The organism is Pseudomonas sp. Leaf15 (genome assembly GCF_001421425.1).
Taxonomy (GTDB): domain Bacteria; phylum Pseudomonadota; class Gammaproteobacteria; order Pseudomonadales; family Pseudomonadaceae; genus Aquipseudomonas; species Aquipseudomonas salomonii.
This window is the reverse complement of the sequence record NZ_LMKI01000001.1, coordinates 449,381-465,859: the sequence shown is the minus strand read 5'-3', so window position 1 is coordinate 465,859 and position 16,479 is coordinate 449,381. Positions and strand designations below refer to the sequence as shown.

The following is a 16,479-nucleotide window of genomic DNA, read 5'->3' as shown; positions in this document are numbered from 1 at the left end:
GGATTAAGTGAGGTTTCAGTCTAGGATGGCTTTTTACGTGGATAAACGCGCTAATAGGCAACCTTTGGTTTTCAATTGGAAACAATCCATGAGCGAAATGGATGACCTGGCGGCCTTTGCCGTACTGATCGAGGCGGGCAGTTTTACCCTGGCGGCGGAGCAATTGGGCTGCAGCAAGGGCCAATTGTCCAAGCGCATCAGCCAATTGGAAGCGCAGTTTTCTGTGGTGTTATTGCACCGTACCACGCGCAAACTCAGCCTGACCGCCGCCGGTGCGGCGTTGCTGCCCCAGGCCCAGGCGCTGGTGGCCCAGGTGGAGCGCGCCCGTCAGGCATTGGCGCGGCTCAAGGACGATTTGGCGGGGCCGGTGCGTATGACGGTGCCGGTGTCGCTGGGAGAAACCTTCTTTGATGGCTTGTTGCTGGAGTTCACCCAGCAATACCCGCAGGTGCAGATCGAGCTGGAACTGAACAACAGCTACCGTGACCTGGCGCGCGATGGCTTTGATTTGGGCGTGCGCATGGGGGCGATGGACAACGAGCGGCTGGTGGCCAAGCCGCTGCTGGCCTGGCATGAGATGACCTGCGCCAGCCCGGCCTACCTGGAGCAGCATGGCGAACCGCTGACGCCTGCGGATCTGGCCGCGCACACCTGCCTGCTCAATAGCCACTACAGCGGGCGTGAAGAATGGCTGTATCACCAGCAACATGAACTGCTGCGGGTTCGGGTCAGCGGTACCTTCGCGTCCAACCACTACAACCTGTTGAAAAAAGCCGCCTTGGTGGGCGCCGGTATCGCCCGTCTGCCGTCCTACGTGTTACCGGCGGAACTGGCCGATGGGCGTCTGCGCTGGCTGCTGCGTGATTATCAAACGCGCAGCATGCCGATGTACCTGGTGCATCCTTATCAAGGTGGCCTGCCGCGCCGAACCCAAGTGTTGGCCGACTACTTGGTGGACTGGTTCAGACGCAGCGGCGAAGCCCTGGATCGTCTTCAGCGGTAGCGGCGCGCGATCAGGTGGTCGATCGACAGACGGCCTGGGCCTATGGCCACCAACAGCAGCAGCAACGCGATCCAGGTGCCGTGGGTTGGATACGCTTGCGGGTAAACGAACAGTTGAATGGTCAAGGTCATGCCGATCAGCGCCAGGGCCGAGAAGCGCGTGGCAAAACCCACCAGGATCAGGACCGGGAAAAAGTGCTCGGCAAATGCCGCCATGTGTGCGGCCACTTCCGGCGACAGCAAGGGCACGTGGTATTCGCTGCGAAACAGCGGCAGGGTCGAGGCAGCAAGCTTGGGTTCGCCCAATTGGAAGGTGCCGTTGATGATATCAATGGCAAAACCTTCAACCTTGGTCTGGCCGGACTTCCAGAACACCGCCGCAATGGAAAACCGTGCGAGAAAGGCGATCAGGCTGTAGGGGATTTTTTCGAACAGAGCGATGGTCCGTTTTACCAGGCAAGTAGGGTGAGTGTTCATGGCGATTCCTTTTGTTCTGTGTGCAAGTGAGTGATGGCGTCGTGGCTGATCAGCAGCGTCAGGCAGTGGTTGAGGTCGAATTCGGCGGATGTTTCGAGCGCGTGCTCCACCGCCATTTCCAGGCCTGACCCTTGGTCAAGGCTGTTGATAAACGCCACCGAACCGCTGTCGATGGCGAAGACCTTGACCGCCAGGCCCTGGCGTAACACCAGTGCACTTTGGGCGTACCAAGGGTTCAAGGTGGCGATAGCGCCTTCGGTCTGGTGCGCGGCCCATACCGCAACCACGGCGTAGGGTGAATTCAAGGTGGCCAGGGACGGATGCAGGTGCAGGCGTAGCTGCCCCAGGTCGGTCGGCCCTTGCAGTTGTTCAAGGATGGCCTGCTGATTCAGGGGCTGGCTGTCGGCGGCGTGATAAGCACGCACCCGCAGGCATTCCAGGCGCGCGACGTCCGCCAGGTAAGGCACGCTCGCCGCCGGTTCGAACACCTGGATGAACGCGGCAAACGTGCTGCCGTATTCGCTGATCAACGGGCTGTCGGGCGGGCTGGCTTGCACGTAAAGGCCGGCCACTGCGCGAAAAAAATCATCCCCGACCAATTGCCGCGTGACCGGGTAAGCGGCGGCGAGCGCATTGATCAGCGAGCTGTGGACATTGTTTCGATACACCGCAAAACGGCTGGCCGGGTCGGCGCCGTTGCTGCTGAACAACCCATCGGGGCAGGCCTGGTCGGAATCGAGCAAGGCGCCGGCAAATGCAGCTTGATCGCTCATAGCTTTAATACCTTCGCCTGTGACAGATGCCAGTCGGCGTGTTGGGCTTCGGCGTGCAACACGCTGAAGGCAGGCACCTGGTTATCCCGCTCGATCAGCGTGGCGACGGGGCCGGTGTGTTTGAGTACCTGTTCGTAGAGTTGCCACACCGCGTTATCGATGGGCGCGCCATGGTCATCGATCAGCAGGCGGTCGCCCAGGCTGTCGGTGTCTTCGGCAAAACCGGCCAGATGAATCTCACCGACGGCCTTCAACGGCAGCGCATGGAGGTAGGCCAGTGGGTCGCGCTGATGATTGATGCACGACACATAGACGTTGTTGACGTCCAGCAACAGCCCGCAACCGGTGCGCCGGATGATCTCGCTGATGAAGTCCGTCTCGTCCAGGGTCGAGCGCTGGAACTGCAGGTACGTCGAAGGGTTTTCCAGCAGCATTGGCCGCTTGAGGGTGCTTTGTACCTGGTCGATGTGTTCGCATACCCGCTGCAGAGTTGCGGCGTCGTAGGCCAGCGGCAGCAAGTCATTGAGAAACACCGGGCCGTGGCTGGACCAGGCTAGGTGTTCGGAAAAAGAGTGGGGTTGATAGCGTTCGATCAGCATGGCCAGCCGTGCCAGGTGCTCACGGTTGAGCGGGCCTTCGCCGCCAATGGACAGACCCACGCCATGCAATGACAGTGGGTACTGTTCGCGTATCAAGCCCAGGTAGTGATGAAACGGGCCGCCGGCGACCATGTAGTTTTCGGCGTGCACTTCAAAAAAACCGATATCGGGCGAGGTCTCGAGCACTTCAATCAAGTGCTCGTTCTTCAGCCCCAGCCCGGCCCGATAAGGGAGGCCGGGCACCTGAGCCGGTGAGACCGTGTGCTGGGGTAAAAGCGTCATCATCAGTACTCAGGGTTTGCAGGGTTTCAGGACTTGGCGGTGAAGGCTGCTTCCTGGCCGAAACCGGTCGGCGAGGTGGAGCTTGGGGTCTTGGCGCAAGTGCCGGCCGGGACCAGTTTCCAGGCGTTGGCCTGGTCTTTGACGTTCGAGGTGCCCGCGCAGGAAGTGCCGGCGCCTGCAGCGCAATCGTTCTTGCCGGCTTCGGCGACACCAAAGCATTTCTGCATGTCATCGGCGGCGTGCGCGGTGCTGGTCAGGGCGGACAGGCTCAGGGCCGAACCCAGGGCCAGAACGAGGGTGGCGGCGGACAGCGAACGGGATTTAGTGGTCATGGTGTAACTCCAGTAGTGAGGGTGGGTAAGGAAGCGTTTTTGCTTGCTTACCCCTCTAGAGTTGGGGCACCCCAATGCGTTACAGCGGCTGATAAAAAAATCTCAGTTCGCCAGTCGCCGTGAGCACGCGCACCTGAATGCTCGGGCTCGGGCCTTGAGATATTTCCTTGCCTGGCCATTCATGCGGCTAAACGTACAGCGTAGGGACGAAGTTCGGTCAGCGCTGTTCGCGGAATAAGTGTTCACTTTTATCTGATCTGGTTTTAGTACAGATGGCGTAATTTAATACATCCTATTTTTTAAATATAAGTACCGGTTTTAGTCGGGGTATTTCCATTGAGGGCGCGCTTTGAATAGGCGGGGCGGAGGTTGCGCGTTTATGGGATGTCTTTAATCCGGTTTTTTTTCTGTACAAATGGCCTTGTCCCCGTTATCGGGGGTTTACAATAATTTTGTAGATGCGGAACAGCGAGTTATAAATTTAAGGGTTTTTCGGTTTGACTTTTATTAGTGGGCTGTTTAACTTGTTTTGGCCGGCAACAAATGAAATGCGCAATTCAGGAACCCCTCTACTGGATAATGTCCAGTTAAACTAAAAGAAGGAATTTAACGATGAAAGCAGTAAAAGTCGCTCTCCTGCAAAGTGCCACCTGCAACTTGATGCACGTAAAACTGCCTTCCCAGCCTAAGCCAGTGAAAGTGGCTAAGTAAGAAGCAGCGGGCCTGGAGAGTTCGCTCTCCAGGTCTTTCAAGGAGCAGGTCATGTATCATATAAACCCCGCAGCATTAGTGTTTGATGACGGTAAAGAAGAATGTTGGGTTGACTACTCGTCAGGCCATAATGGCGTCAAGATTTCCAAGGGCTTGGGCAAGGTCATTGCCGAGCACTGCGGCCAGGCGGTCAATGCCGATCTGGTAAAGCAAGCCATTGCAGGTGATAGCACCCTCAGTGAGGCCGGCATTGATACGTTGCTGGCCCACGTTTGCCTGCCCGCGCCGGCGCAGCCCAAGTCCGGCTATCATCACGCGACCCAGAACCACCCTTTCCTGGACATGTCCCAAGGCCTTTCGGCGTTGGAGGCAGATGCCCGGATCATGGCAGCCTACGTCAAGGAACATGCGTATCCGGCTGTCGAGTTGAATATCGAGTCAGGCAATGAGGTTGCGCTCATTGACGCCATTAATCTGGACATCGATGAGTTAAGAAACTCTGTTTTCTATCAGTTCAGTATGATTATGTCCGGAACCTTTGGCGTGCGTTTGCACCAACCGGCGTATTACGACGGCGAGCGTGATTATCACCAGGTTGAATTACTCAAGAAGTCCATTCCTTCCGGCGGTGCCCGGCACCCCACTGAATGTTTTGTCGAGATACATCGTTCTTCGATAATTGAGCCGGGTGTTTATTATTTCTCCCCGACCCATGGTTCGCTTAAATTAATCACCCCGCAGTTGCCCGATTCAATCGAGGCTGAACGGATTTCAAGTTCGGATGCCGATTGGGTGGTGAGGCTGGTACTGTGTGCGGCCGTAAGACGCTCAATGTTTCGCTACCGTGACCCCCGAAGTTTTCGCGCCTTGCTCGTCGATGCCGGTCACGCAGAGGCGCAATTGTCGGCGTTGGCCAGTTATTGCAACTGGCACTACACCTCACGCTTCGTCGTGGACTTCGAATATGCAAAAAACTTCACCGACGAGTCTTTGGAGGACGGCCTACCTGCGTTTTCCATCGGTTTGCTGGAAGGGTGGAACTAATGAGATATGTCAGCCAACACGGCAGTGAAGTGTCGATACCCGATACGTGGGAGACCCATAACTGGGAGCGCCCTTATGTGTTCCTCAAGCAATTGCAGGCTGATCAGGCCGCCCGGCCGCAGGCCCTACAAAGCCATCGTTACCTGCTGGATAAACTGGTGACCGGCTATGACGTCAAGCGCGCTATTTCAAGACGCAGCTTTACGTCCGTTGCCGAGAGCGACGTTCCTTCTTCGGTGCTGGAGTCGCTGCTCAGGTGCCTCTACCAGGCATTGGCCCAGGAAACACATCTGTTTGCCGGGATCGTTACCCAGGGCGTACAGGGCTGGGCGGATGCAGCTTGGTTACTCGACCATACGCCCAGAGCGCTCAAGCGTACGGACCGCGCCAGTGACAGTGAGGTGGTCGCCAAGATCATTCAGGGCCAAGGATGGGCCGGGGGCAAAGGCATCACGGTGTTGCTTGGGATCAATTGGCAATTTGCTGTTGCAGCATTCGGCGATCCCGATATTGCCTACGCCAAAGCGTTGCTGGATGTGGGACGTGTAGGGCATGCCTTGTTGTTGGAGGGGCAGCATCAAGGGCTGGCGGCCAGAATGACGCCGGCTGTACACGAAGAAACAGCGTCGAATATGCTGCGCCTGACGCAAGAAAGGGATGTTCTTTATGCCATCCGGCTGGTTTTTCCAGGCTGAGTGCGTCGCAAGGAGTTGCAAAAATGAACAGACTTTCGCCGCTGAAGGACGCCTACGCGCGAGAGGGTTATGTCGTTGTTCGCGAGTTGCTCGATAGCCGGACAGTGGCACTGCTCGCTGAAAAGGTCATCGAGCAATTGCGCAAGCATCGAATAACCGATGGTTTTACCGAGATTGGCCAGCCGCGTTTCAAGGCGCCAGAGCAGCCCGATCCGGATTTTCTGAAGTTTGTCGACGTGATGCGCAGCGAGTTGACCGAGGCACTCTTTCAAGCGCCCAAGGTGATTGAGGTGATGAAGCTGCTCCTCGACACCGATGAGGTGTTCGTTCATCCGATCAAATGGGTGCGCGGTTTGGCACCCTTGGATTCTTCCATGCACTCCTCACCGGGCGTTCACCAGGACTTTCCGGAATTGCAGGGCAGTGGCCAGCAGATCACCTTGTGGGCGCCCCTTTTTAATGTCGATGAGCGGTCGGGATCGCTGCCGGTTTACACCAAAAAACCAGGCGAAACCCTGTTGCCGCTCGAACTGGCACTCAACCCCTCAGGATGGCAAGTCTGCCCCGACGTGCTGGGCGCAAAAAACGTCTTCGCATTAGGTCCGGGTGATGTGTTGCTGTTCAATACGTTTACCCCGCATGGCGGTGCGACCAATACCGGCGAAGGTTGGCGTTGCAGTATCGAAGCGCGATTCCAGCCGCTGGCTGAACCGTTGGCACTCAGTAACTTTGCCAAGCCGCTGTTGATGCAGGATTGGCAAACGTTCTACGAAGGGTGGCGGACCTGGGGGTTCTACTGGCGGGACAGGCATCCGCCGCTCATTCCCTTTGATCCATCCTGGGAGCACTGGCGGGATCTGACCGCTATCGGAGAAGCGGTCAAAGGTAACAGGAATGCGGTGGCGGCCCTCGAAATCGCTGCCAGATTCGGTATGTCCGAACCCATCAAGTCCTGTGCCCAGGGGTTGCTTGAGTCCTTTGAATGTAGTTACGACCAATAAGGTAATGTGGCTGTGAAGAACCGCTTTGCAGATTTTTTCATCAGCAGAAATTTCTCATTCCTGTGGCTGGGGCAAGCCCTCTCATCGTTTGGCGAGTTCGTTTTCGAGAGCACCGTCATTGTGTGGCTGGTGACTGACCTGTTTCACGACAGTGCGTTCTTGCCGACGGCCGTAGGCCTGGCAGTGGCGGCTTCGGCTATACCGCGTGTATTGGTAGCGCCACTGGCCGGGGCTTGGGTGGACAGGATGACGCCGCTGTACGTGATGATCGCGGCGGACGGGATTCGGGTGCTCAACTTCCTGATCTTTTTTGTGATCTATTCGCTGGCCGGCCTGGACCCGATGCAAGTGCTTGTCGGCGTGCTGCTGTTGTTGTTGGTTAACAGCACGGCCGCACAGTTTTTCAACCCGTCACGCCAGGCGATCATGCAAGTGGTCATCCCTTCGGCACGACGCGTTGAAGCATCGGCCAAGGCAATGTTTTCCCTGACGGGCATTTCAGTGTTGTCGGCGTCCCTGGGGCCGGCCTTGTTTGTCTGGGTGGGCCCCGCCCTGGCACTGCTGATCAATGTGCTGGCCTTTGCCTGTTCGGCCCTGTGCATCGCGTCTACCCAGGGCCTGCGCCGGACCTTGCTGGCCGAGCAACAACGGCTGCCCTTTTGGCATGGAGTGCTCGCAGGGCTGCGGTTTTCCTGGGGGCACGCCTCGATCAGGACGTTGTTGATCGGTGTGGCGTTGTACGGGTTTTCCCTGGGGGTCAATAACGTCGCACTGTCCTTGTACGCCTTCAAAACCCTGGGCTTGAGCCCTTATGAATACGGCCTGATTCTCGCAGCGTTCCCTGTCGGCGGGTTGATTGCTGCCGTGCTGGTCCGGCCGCTGTTGAAGTCACTGAGCACGCGTCAGGCCTTTACCTTTGCGCTGCTGTGCATGGGGTTCAGTTACCTGGCGTATTCGCTGCATCCGCCGTTTTACCTGGCTTGGGCGCTGATGTTCAGCTGTGGGTTGTTCTTCTCGGTGTTTGCGATTGTGCAAGGGCCGATGCTCCAGGAAGCCGTGCCTGAAGGCTACATGGGGCGTGTGTCCGCAACGGTCACGCCGGTACTGGCCATCGCCTCGTTGACCGGCACGCTGGTGTGTTCTCAGACATTGAATCTGGCTGATCGCGTCATCGGCTATTTCGACGCGCCGCTTGACGTTTACGGCGCGTATATCTTCCTGGCGGCGGGCCTGTTGCTATTGGGCGGGGCATTGATGCTGGCAGGCCAGCGGGCGAGCAAGGGGCAATTGGTTGCGACGCTTTAAGCGGCGATAAAAAAACGGCCCGAGGGCCGTTTTTGTTTACCTCAATGGCTCAGCCACCGAGATAGGCTTCACGCACTTTCGGATCCGTGAGCAACTGCTCCCCGGTGCCCTGCATCACCACCCGGCCGTTTTCCAGCACGTAGGCGCGGTCGGCGATTTTCAACGCCTGGTTGGCGTTCTGCTCCACCAGGAACACCGTCACACCGTCCTTGCGCAGCTGTTCGATGATGTCGAAGATCTGCTGGATGATGATCGGTGCCAGGCCAAGCGAAGGCTCGTCGAGCAGCAACAGCTTGGGCTTGCTCATCAGCGCCCGGCCGATGGCGAGCATTTGCTGCTCGCCGCCGGACATGGTGCCGCCGCGCTGGCTGAAGCGTTCCTTGAGCCGTGGGAACAGGTGCAGCACCTTGTCCATCTGCTCCTGGTAGTCGCCCTTGTCGGTGAAGAACCCGCCCATGGCCAGGTTCTCTTCCACGGTCAGGCGCGAGAACACACGGCGGCCTTCGGGCACCACGGCAATGCTCTTGCGCATGATCTCGGAGGAGGCCTGGCCCACCAGTTCTTCACCCATGTAGCGGATGCTGCCGCTGTGGGCCTGGGGTGAACCGCACAGGGTCATCAGCAACGTCGACTTGCCGGCACCGTTGGCGCCGATCAGCGTGACGATTTCACCTTGGCGCACTTCCACGTTGACGCTGTGCAGCGCCTGGATCTTGCCGTAGAAAGTGGAAACGTTTTCGAATTGCAGCATTTTACGCTTCCCCCAAATAGGCTTTGATCACTTCCGGGTTGTCGCGGATCTGCTCCGGCGTACCGTCGGCCAAAGGTGTGCCCTGATTGATCACCACGATGTGGTCGGAAATGCTCATGACCAGTTTCATGTCGTGTTCGATCAACAGCACCGTGGCGTTGTTTTCCTCACGCAGCACCGTGATCAGCGCCTTGAGGTCTTCGGTTTCCTTGGGGTTCAGGCCGGCGGCCGGTTCGTCGAGCATCAGGATCCGCGGGCGGGTCATCATGCAGCGAGCGATTTCCAGGCGACGTTGCTGGCCGTAAGCCAGGGTGCCGGCGGGGCGGTTGGCAAACTCGGTCAGGTTGACCTTGTCCAGCCAGTACGCCGCGTATTCCATGGCCTCGCGCTCGCTCTTGCGGAACGCCGGGGTCTTGAACAAGCCAGCAAAGAAGTTGGTGTTCAAGTGCCGGTGCTGGGCGATCAGCAGGTTTTCGACCGCCGTCATGTCCTTGAACAAGCGCACGTTCTGGAAGGTACGCACCACGCCCTTGCGGGCGATCTCGTGACCGGCCAGGCCCTGGATGGGTTGGCCATCCAGCAGGATGCTGCCACCGCTCGGTTTGTAGAAGCCGGTGAGGCAGTTGAACACCGTGGTCTTGCCGGCGCCGTTCGGGCCGATCAGCGCCACAACCTGTTTCTCTTTGACGGTCAGGGCCACGCCGTTGACCGCGAGCAAACCACCGAAGCGCATGCTCAAGTTTTCGACTTTCAGGATCTCGCGGCTCATTTGCGCAGCTCCATGTGTGGGCGTTGCATCGGCAGCAGACCTTGAGGACGCCAGATCATCATCAGCACCATCATGGCGCCGAACATCAACATGCGGTATTCGCTGAACTCACGCATCATTTCCGGCAGCAGGATCATCACGATCGCCGCCAGGATCACGCCCAGCTGCGAGCCCATGCCACCCAATACCACGATGGCGAGAATGATCGCCGACTCGATGAAGGTGAACGACTCCGGGGTCACCAGGCCTTGGCGCGCGGCGAAGAAGCTGCCGGCGAAACCGGCGAAGGTTGCCCCGAGGGTGAAGGCCGAGAGTTTGATGACGGTGGGGTTCATGCCCAGCGCACGGCAGGCGATTTCATCTTCGCGCAACGCTTCCCACGCGCGGCCGATCGGCATGCGCAGCAGGCGGTTGATCACGAACAGCGCCGCCAGTGCCAGCAACAACGCCACCAGGTACAGGAACACCACTTTGCTGACCGGGTTGTAGTCGATCCCGAAGTATTCGTGGAAGGTCTGCATGCCTTCGGCGGCGGTGCGGTCGAATGTCAGCCCGAAGAACGTTGGCTTGGGAATGCTGCTGATGCCGTTGGGGCCACCGGTGATATCGGTAAGGTTACGCAGGAACAGACGGATGATTTCACCGAAGCCCAGGGTCACGATCGCCAGATAGTCACCGCGCAGGCGCAGCACCGGGAAGCCCAGCAGGAAGCCGAATGTAGCGGCGGCCATGCCCGCCAGTGGCAGGCAGATCCAGAAGCCCCAGCCCAGGTAATGCGAGAGCAGGGCGTAGGTGTAGGCACCCACGGCATAAAAACCCACATAACCGAGGTCGAGCAGCCCGGCCAGGCCCACCACGATGTTCAGGCCCAGGCCCAGCAACACGTAGATCAGGATCAGGGTGGCAATGTCGACGGCGCCGCGCGAGCCGAAGAACGGCCAGATCAACGCGGCCACGATCAGGCCGATGATGATATAGCGCTGAGTACGCGGCAGTGTCAGGAACTGGCTGACCTTGGGCGACACCAACGGGCCACGGTTGCCCTTGAAAAACGCACCGACCTGCTGGGTGAACAACACGCGCAGGAACATCAGCACCGAGCACAGGGCGATGATGGTCAGGGTCACGGGACCGGTGCCATGCACTTCCAGGTTGATGCCGACAATGCTCAGCTTGAGGCCGAGTACCGGAAAGGCCACGGCCCATACCAGCAAGGCGCTGAAAAACGCCGATTTAAGATATCTGCTCATACTTTCTCAACCTCCGGACGGCCCAGAATGCCGGTCGGACGGAACAACAGCACCAGAACCAACAGGCCGAATGCCACGACGTCCTTGTACTGGTCGCCGAACACATCGGCGCCAAAGGCTTCAGCCACACCCAGCACCAGCCCGCCGAGCATCGCGCCCGGAATACTGCCGATGCCGCCCAAGACCGCTGCGGTAAAGGCCTTGAGGCCTACCAGGAAACCGGCGTTGGGGTTGATCACGCCGTACTGCATGCTCAGCAGCACCGCCGCAATGGCGGCCAATGCGGCACCGATCACGAAGGTCAGGGCAATGATGTTGTTGGTGTTGATGCCCAACAGGTTGGCCATCTTGATGTCTTCGGCGCAGGCCCGGCAGGCGCGCCCCAGACGGGAGCGGGAAATGAACAGGGTCAGGCCGAGCATCGCCACCAGGGTGACGACGAAAACCAGCACCTGCATGTACGAAATCAGCACTTCTTGTGCGCCACCTGGGCCGAAGGAGAAGCTCCCCGGGATCAGGTTGGGAATGGACTTGTCCTTGGAGTCCTGGGACAGCAGTACGGTGTTCTGCAGGAAAATCGACATGCCGATGGCGGAAATCAGCGGGATCAAACGGTTGCTGCCACGCAAGGGGCGGTAGGCGACGCGTTCGATACTGTAGCCATAGGCACTGGTCACGACGATCGACGCCAGGAACGCGGCGGTCATCAACAGCGGCAGGGAGTGGATACCCATCATGGCCAGCCCGGCAAGGGCGATGAAGGCCACGTAGGAACCAATCATGTACACCTCGCCATGGGCGAAGTTGATCATTCCAATGATGCCGTAAACCATTGTGTAGCCAATTGCTATCAAGGCATAGGTGCTGCCAACGGTCATGCCGTTAACCAGCGTTTGGAAAAAATGATAGATCTCAGGCATTACAGCGCTCCTAAAAACCCGATACGCATTTCACTGGTGGAGTCATGTTCCGGCCCTGCACTGTGTTCTGTGAGCACATTTGCACAAAGCGTTTGCCAGCGAACCGCTGGTGACGGTTTTAAGATTTTCAGGTGAGCCAGCGCCCGGATCGCGGGTGACAGGCCCATAAACCTCGTAAAACAAAGCCCACTGCTCTCACAGTGGGCTTGTTGGACCAGTAACGCCTGGCTTACTGAGGGGAAACTTCGGTTTTTGGTTTACCGAAGTGCCATTCGTAGACCACGAACTTGAAGTCCTTCAGGTCGCCCTTGGCGTCGAAGCTCAGGTCGCCGGTTGGGGTCTTGAAGGTGCCGGCGTGGATGGCAGCCGCCACTTTGGCGGTGTCTTCGCTTTTCGCGGCAGCGATACCGCCGGCGATCACTTCAACAGCCGAGTAGGCCGGGAACACGAACGGACCGGTTGGGTCCTGCTTGTTCTTGGTGAACTCTTCAACGATGGCCTTGTTGGCCGGGTCGGTGTCGAAGGATTTCGGCAGGGTGACCAGCAGGCCTTCGGAAGCGCCCTGGGCGATTTGCGAGATGGATTCGTTGCCGACGCCTTCCGGGCCCATGAACTTGGCTTTCACGCCTTTTTCCTGGGCCTGGCGCAGGATCAGGCCCAGCTCAGGGTGGTAGCCGCCGTAGTAGACGAAGTCGACGTTGGCTTGCTTGAGCTTCTGGATCAGCGAGCCGAAGTCTTTGTCGCCAGCGTTGACGCCTTCGAACAGGGCGACTTTCACGCCTTTTTTCTCGAGGGTCTGTTTAACGGCGGTGGCGATGCCTTCACCGTACTGCTGTTTGTCGTGGATAACAGCAACGACTTTCGGCTTCACGTGGTCGGCGATGTAGTTGCCGGCGGCTGGGCCTTGGGCGCTATCCAGACCGATGGTGCGGAACACCAGCTTGTAGCCACGGGAAGTGATTTCCGGGCTGGTGGCCGCCGGGGTGATCATGATCACGCCTTCGTCTTCGTAGATGTCGGACGCTGGCTGAGTGGAGCTGGAGCAGAGGTGACCGACTACGAACTTGACGCCGTCGTTGACCACTTTGTTCGCTACGGCAACGGCTTGTTTTGGATCGCACGCATCGTCGTATTCTTTCGCTTCAAGCATTTTGCCGTCGACACCGCCTTTGGCGTTGATGTCGGCGATTGCCTGCTTGGCACCCATGAATTGCATGTCGCCGTATTGCGTCACTGGACCTGTCTTAGGCCCGGCGATACCGATCTTGATGGTGTCGGCTGCGAACGAATGGCCGGCAACCCCAGCCAGGACCATAGCGGCAAACAGTTTGGAAATCTGCTTAGTAGCCTTATTCATAGTGCTCCACTCTTACTGTTGTATTTTTTATAGTTCTAGCGGCCTTGTGAGCTGCAGAACCGGATCAGATATCGCGGATATCCCCCCCGGCATTGCCCTGGCAACTGTACCGGTACAGTGTAGAGCGCCGGTTGATCGCTTGAAAAGCTGGCTGCTGGGGGCAAACCCTGGGTGTGTCGCTTTAATGAAAGAAAAAGACAGAATTGCGGCGGGGTGATGCCAGAGTTTCGGGCAATCCTTGGCTTTCCTGACACTTTCGTTCGGTGCCTCATTTGCAACTGGGTTTTTCTGCCTGACGCCTGACGCTATGATTGCGCCGATTTTTTATTCAGGTGAATTCCCATGACGCAAGAACCTAGCACCCTCTATGCCAAGCTGCTCGGTGAAACCGCCGAAATTTCCTGGAAGGAGCTTGAACCGTTCTTTGCCAAGGGTGCCCTATTGTGGGTCGACGCCGGCCTGGATTTGATCGAAGCAGCCGAAGGAATGGCCGAAGATAACCGCGACAAAGTCGCTGGCTGGCTGGCTGCGGGCAGCCTTGGCGAGGTGTCTGCGACGCGGGCGCTGGACTTGGTTGAGCGTGACCCGAGCCTGTGGGCGGTGGTGGTTTCGCCCTGGATTCTGATCCAGGAAAGGGCGGGGCAAGAAAGTCCTGCACTATAAAGGTGCGTGTTTTTTCGCCGCTCAAGTGTGTAGCGGAGTAACCGCTGACGCCGTGATGGCATCTTGCCGTAGAGAAAGGTCACAGGTGACGGTGACGTAAGCGTCACGGGAACAGTTTTAAAGCGGGCGAAACATCGGGGGAATTGTTTCCGGGTGTGGCAAAGCCGCAGATCGTTCGTGGGCGTTCTCCAAGTAGATGATGGCTAAATCCCCAAAAAACGACGTCAGCGAATGGGCCTGACAATGGATGGCGGGCCGATGCGGCCTGCGCCAGGGTCCTTAGGCGTGATCGCGTCCTTATTGCCCTCGACGCTGAACGGGTAAAGCGGGTTACGCATCTGGATGCCCTGGATCACACCCACCACATCGCTCAATGGCACCGCCGGGCTGAGCAGGTAACCCTGGATAAAGTCGCAGCCGTGCTTGAGCAGCAGTTCAAATTGCGCCTGGGTTTCCACGCCTTCGGTGACCACCTGCAAGTGCAGGGTGTGGGCCATGCCGATGATTGCCTGGACGATCTCGACATCCGCGGTGGACTTGGGGATGTCCTGGATAAATGACCGGTCGATCTTCAAGGTATTGAGCGGCAGGCGCTTGAGGTAGGCCAGAGAGGAATAACCGGTGCCGAAATCATCAATGGCCAGCGAAACGCCCAGGGCACGGATCTGGCGCAACAGCGCCAGGGTGCTGCTGATATTGCCCATCAGCGCGTTTTCGGTGACCTCCAGTTCCAGGCGGCTGGCGGCGATCCCGGCAAAACGCAGGGCGGCTTCGATCTCATCGGCCAGCTCGTCACGGGCCAGGTTCAAGGCCGAGCAGTTCACGGCCATGGTCAGCTCGGGGTAACCGCGGTCAGACAGCAGGCTCAAATCGTGACAGGCCTGACGCAATACCCAGTGGTCGAGTTCGGCAATCAACCCGTTGTTTTCGGCGATGCCGATAAACCGGTCCGGGGCCAGCAACCCATGTTGCGGATGTTGCCAGCGCACCAGTGCTTCCAGGCGGGTGACCTTGCCCAGCTTCATGTCAAAGATCGGCTGGTAAAACAGCACCAGTTCATTGCGGCCGCGTAGCGCGGCGCGCAGCTCCTCCTCCAGTTGCAGTTCAAGGAAGGCGCGGGTTTTAAGGTTGGAGCTGAAGAAGTTCAGGCTGTTGCGCCCGGCGTCCTTGGACTGGTACAGCGCCAAGTCAGCGGTCTTAAGCAACTCTTCGCAGGTCAGCCCGTCATCGGGGAACAGGCTGATGCCAATGCTGGTGGTCATCACCATGCGCCGACCAGCCAGTTCGATCGGTTCTTTCATCTTCAGCATGATGCGCTGGGCCAGGTGCCGCGCTTCGTCGCGATGGTGAATGTTGATCAGGATGCAGAACTCGTCGCCGCCAAACCGCGCGACCACATCGTCATGACTGCGTACCGACCCCTTGATATGCCCGGCCAGTACGGTGAGCAATTGGTCGCCGGCATCGTGGCCGAGGCTGTCATTGATGCGCTTGAAGTGGTCGATATCGAGGAAGATCACCGCCATCATGCCGTTGCTGGCGGTTTTTTCCGCAACCTTCTCGGCAAAGATCTGGTTAAAGCCGCGACGGTTGAGCAGGCTGGTCAGCGCATCGAAGTGCGCCACTTGTTGCAGCGAAGCGCGGGCTTGGTCCAACTCACTGAGCAGGGCGTTGACCCGGCGCAGGTCACGCTCCTTGTGCTGCAGTTTTTTGTCGGCGAGGGCGGCGCTGACGCTGCTGCCGATCACCAACAGGGTGATCACGGCCACCGACAGGCCCAGTTGAATCGGGTTGTTATCCAGTGGCAACGACAGGTCAGCGCCGGCCGGCACCAGCATTTGCATGGCTGCCATGCCGGTAAAGTGCATGCTCAGGATGCCGGCGCCCAGCACCAGGCTGGCGGCGTATTTGAGCAGTTGATGGAACACGCCGGCGCCGGTGCGCAGGTAGCTAGACAGCAACAGCGCGGCCAGGCTGGCGCCGATGGCAATGGCCACTGAGGCCATGAACAGGTCGGTTGCGAAGTACACATCAGCCTGGGTACGCATGGCCGACATGCCGACGTAATGCATCAGCGCGATACCCAGGCCCATCCAAATCGACGCCAGCACATATTGATGGAATCGCAGGCGCGTGTGACTCAGGGTTTGCATGGCGAACAGCGAAGCGATCAAGGCGATCACCAGCGAGGCGAACGTCATGAGCAATTCATAATGAATGGCGATAGGTGCCTGGAAGGCCAGCATGCTGATGAAGTGCGTCGACCAGATGCCACCCGCCAGGCAACCCGCTCCCAGCCAGCGCCAATGACGGCGGGCGGTAGGGTCGTCGACATGGCCGACACGTTCAGCCATGTCCAGCGTGCCGAAACCGGCCGCGCAAGCAACCAGATATGCCAGTAGCACCAGGAACGGGTTATGACTGCAATTGAGTAATAAATGCCCGTTCTCTGGCAGGTCGGTAAAAAAATGCAGACCCAGCCATTCCATAGCAAGCCCCGTCATAGCGTCACGTCACAGCCTACGGCGATGACCTATGAAGTCGAGTA

The 16,479-nt window shown here is 58.4% G+C and carries 16 protein-coding genes; 6 read left to right on the top strand and 10 right to left on the bottom strand.

Going from position 1 to position 16,479, the window contains the following annotated elements:
* Nucleotides 1-88 precede the first annotated feature (88 nt).
* A complete protein-coding gene (locus tag ASE80_RS02300; RefSeq protein ID WP_056857487.1) occupies nucleotides 89-1,003 on the top strand; it encodes a LysR family transcriptional regulator in 915 nt (304 codons plus the stop codon).
* Here ASE80_RS02300 and ASE80_RS02295 read toward each other — a convergent pair.
* From ASE80_RS02295 to ASE80_RS02280, 4 genes are read right to left on the bottom strand one after another with little or no spacing between them, the layout of a single operon-like run.
* Nucleotides 994-1,479 (bottom strand): DoxX family protein, encoded by a 486-nt coding sequence (locus ASE80_RS02295; RefSeq protein WP_056857486.1) that lies wholly within the window; start codon nucleotides 1,477-1,479, stop codon nucleotides 994-996. The two genes, ASE80_RS02300 and ASE80_RS02295, sit on opposite strands and share 10 nt — an antisense overlap.
* Complete coding sequence (locus ASE80_RS02290; RefSeq protein WP_056857485.1) at nucleotides 1,476-2,252, bottom strand: HvfC/BufC N-terminal domain-containing protein; 777 nt, start codon at nucleotides 2,250-2,252, stop codon at nucleotides 1,476-1,478. The genes ASE80_RS02295 and ASE80_RS02290 overlap by 4 nt, the downstream gene beginning before the upstream one ends.
* Entirely contained in the window at nucleotides 2,249-3,136 is an 888-nt protein-coding gene (gene bufB, locus ASE80_RS02285; RefSeq protein WP_056857484.1) for an MNIO family bufferin maturase, read from the bottom strand. The genes ASE80_RS02290 and bufB overlap by 4 nt, the downstream gene beginning before the upstream one ends.
* 23 nt (nucleotides 3,137-3,159) lie before the next feature.
* On the bottom strand, nucleotides 3,160-3,465 hold the full coding sequence (locus ASE80_RS02280; RefSeq protein ID WP_056857483.1) for a BufA1 family periplasmic bufferin-type metallophore: 306 nt from the start codon (nucleotides 3,463-3,465) through the stop codon (nucleotides 3,160-3,162).
* 762 nt (nucleotides 3,466-4,227) lie between these two features.
* Between ASE80_RS02280 and ASE80_RS02275 the strand changes: the two genes are divergently transcribed.
* The 4 genes from ASE80_RS02275 to ASE80_RS02260 are packed head-to-tail and all read left to right on the top strand — an operon-like array spanning nucleotide 4,228 to nucleotide 8,221.
* Nucleotides 4,228-5,220, top strand: coding sequence for a SagB/ThcOx family dehydrogenase (locus ASE80_RS02275; RefSeq protein WP_056857482.1), 993 nt, complete (start codon nucleotides 4,228-4,230; stop codon nucleotides 5,218-5,220).
* Complete coding sequence (locus ASE80_RS02270; protein ID WP_056857481.1) at nucleotides 5,220-5,915, top strand: hypothetical protein; 696 nt, start codon at nucleotides 5,220-5,222, stop codon at nucleotides 5,913-5,915. The genes ASE80_RS02275 and ASE80_RS02270 overlap by 1 nt, the downstream gene beginning before the upstream one ends.
* Nucleotides 5,916-5,938: 23 nt before the next feature.
* Complete coding sequence (locus tag ASE80_RS02265) at nucleotides 5,939-6,916, top strand: hypothetical protein (RefSeq protein ID WP_056857480.1); 978 nt, start codon at nucleotides 5,939-5,941, stop codon at nucleotides 6,914-6,916.
* Nucleotides 6,917-6,922: 6 nt separating this feature from the next.
* Nucleotides 6,923-8,221 (top strand): MFS transporter, encoded by a 1,299-nt coding sequence (locus ASE80_RS02260; protein WP_310886717.1) that lies wholly within the window; start codon nucleotides 6,923-6,925, stop codon nucleotides 8,219-8,221.
* Between the two features lie 49 nt (nucleotides 8,222-8,270).
* Here the strand turns inward: ASE80_RS02260 and ASE80_RS02255 are convergent, their stop codons facing one another.
* From ASE80_RS02255 to ASE80_RS02235, 5 genes are all read right to left on the bottom strand, one after another.
* On the bottom strand, nucleotides 8,271-8,972 hold the full coding sequence (locus ASE80_RS02255) for an ABC transporter ATP-binding protein (RefSeq protein ID WP_017137209.1): 702 nt from the start codon (nucleotides 8,970-8,972) through the stop codon (nucleotides 8,271-8,273).
* Nucleotide 8,973: 1 nt separating this feature from the next.
* Nucleotides 8,974-9,741 carry a high-affinity branched-chain amino acid ABC transporter ATP-binding protein LivG gene (gene livG, locus ASE80_RS02250; RefSeq protein WP_056857478.1) on the bottom strand — a complete coding sequence of 256 codons (768 nt, stop codon included), beginning with the start codon at nucleotides 9,739-9,741 and terminating at the stop codon, nucleotides 8,974-8,976.
* Entirely contained in the window at nucleotides 9,738-10,991 is a 1,254-nt protein-coding gene (locus tag ASE80_RS02245; RefSeq protein WP_056857477.1) for a high-affinity branched-chain amino acid ABC transporter permease LivM, read from the bottom strand. Before ASE80_RS02245 ends, livG begins: the two co-directional genes overlap by 4 nt.
* On the bottom strand, nucleotides 10,988-11,911 hold the full coding sequence (gene livH / locus ASE80_RS02240) for a high-affinity branched-chain amino acid ABC transporter permease LivH (RefSeq protein WP_056857476.1): 924 nt from the start codon (nucleotides 11,909-11,911) through the stop codon (nucleotides 10,988-10,990). Before livH ends, ASE80_RS02245 begins: the two co-directional genes overlap by 4 nt.
* 229 nt (nucleotides 11,912-12,140) lie before the next feature.
* The gene (locus tag ASE80_RS02235) at nucleotides 12,141-13,268 is read right to left on the bottom strand and encodes a branched-chain amino acid ABC transporter substrate-binding protein (protein ID WP_056857475.1); all 1,128 of its coding nucleotides are present in this window, start codon (nucleotides 13,266-13,268) and stop codon (nucleotides 12,141-12,143) included.
* Between the two features lie 342 nt (nucleotides 13,269-13,610).
* Between ASE80_RS02235 and ASE80_RS02230 the strand changes: the two genes are divergently transcribed.
* The gene (locus tag ASE80_RS02230; protein ID WP_056857474.1) at nucleotides 13,611-13,931 is read left to right on the top strand and encodes a DUF2288 domain-containing protein; all 321 of its coding nucleotides are present in this window, start codon (nucleotides 13,611-13,613) and stop codon (nucleotides 13,929-13,931) included.
* A gap of 224 nt (nucleotides 13,932-14,155) precedes the next feature.
* On the opposite strand, the gene ASE80_RS02225 is transcribed toward ASE80_RS02230, so the two are convergent.
* On the bottom strand, nucleotides 14,156-16,420 hold the full coding sequence (locus ASE80_RS02225) for a putative bifunctional diguanylate cyclase/phosphodiesterase (protein WP_056857473.1): 2,265 nt from the start codon (nucleotides 16,418-16,420) through the stop codon (nucleotides 14,156-14,158).
* Nucleotides 16,421-16,479: the final 59 nt, after the last annotated feature.

Coding starts and splice junctions, on each gene's coding strand:
- ASE80_RS02225 (WP_056857473.1), bottom strand. CDS start 16,420: ATGGAATGGCTGGGTCTGCATTTTTTTACCGACCTGCCAGAGAACGGG.
- ASE80_RS02280 (WP_056857483.1), bottom strand. CDS start 3,465: ATGACCACTAAATCCCGTTCGCTGTCCGCCGCCACCCTCGTTCTGGCC.
- livH (WP_056857476.1), bottom strand. CDS start 11,911: ATGCCTGAGATCTATCATTTTTTCCAAACGCTGGTTAACGGCATGACC.
- ASE80_RS02300 (WP_056857487.1), top strand. CDS start 89: ATGAGCGAAATGGATGACCTGGCGGCCTTTGCCGTACTGATCGAGGCG.
- ASE80_RS02235 (WP_056857475.1), bottom strand. CDS start 13,268: ATGAATAAGGCTACTAAGCAGATTTCCAAACTGTTTGCCGCTATGGTC.
- ASE80_RS02265 (WP_056857480.1), top strand. CDS start 5,939: ATGAACAGACTTTCGCCGCTGAAGGACGCCTACGCGCGAGAGGGTTAT.
- ASE80_RS02290 (WP_056857485.1), bottom strand. CDS start 2,252: ATGAGCGATCAAGCTGCATTTGCCGGCGCCTTGCTCGATTCCGACCAG.
- ASE80_RS02255 (WP_017137209.1), bottom strand. CDS start 8,972: ATGCTGCAATTCGAAAACGTTTCCACTTTCTACGGCAAGATCCAGGCG.
- livG (WP_056857478.1), bottom strand. CDS start 9,741: ATGAGCCGCGAGATCCTGAAAGTCGAAAACTTGAGCATGCGCTTCGGT.
- ASE80_RS02295 (WP_056857486.1), bottom strand. CDS start 1,479: ATGAACACTCACCCTACTTGCCTGGTAAAACGGACCATCGCTCTGTTC.
- ASE80_RS02230 (WP_056857474.1), top strand. CDS start 13,611: ATGACGCAAGAACCTAGCACCCTCTATGCCAAGCTGCTCGGTGAAACC.
- ASE80_RS02270 (WP_056857481.1), top strand. CDS start 5,220: ATGAGATATGTCAGCCAACACGGCAGTGAAGTGTCGATACCCGATACG.
- ASE80_RS02275 (WP_056857482.1), top strand. CDS start 4,228: ATGTATCATATAAACCCCGCAGCATTAGTGTTTGATGACGGTAAAGAA.
- bufB (WP_056857484.1), bottom strand. CDS start 3,136: ATGATGACGCTTTTACCCCAGCACACGGTCTCACCGGCTCAGGTGCCC.
- ASE80_RS02245 (WP_056857477.1), bottom strand. CDS start 10,991: ATGAGCAGATATCTTAAATCGGCGTTTTTCAGCGCCTTGCTGGTATGG.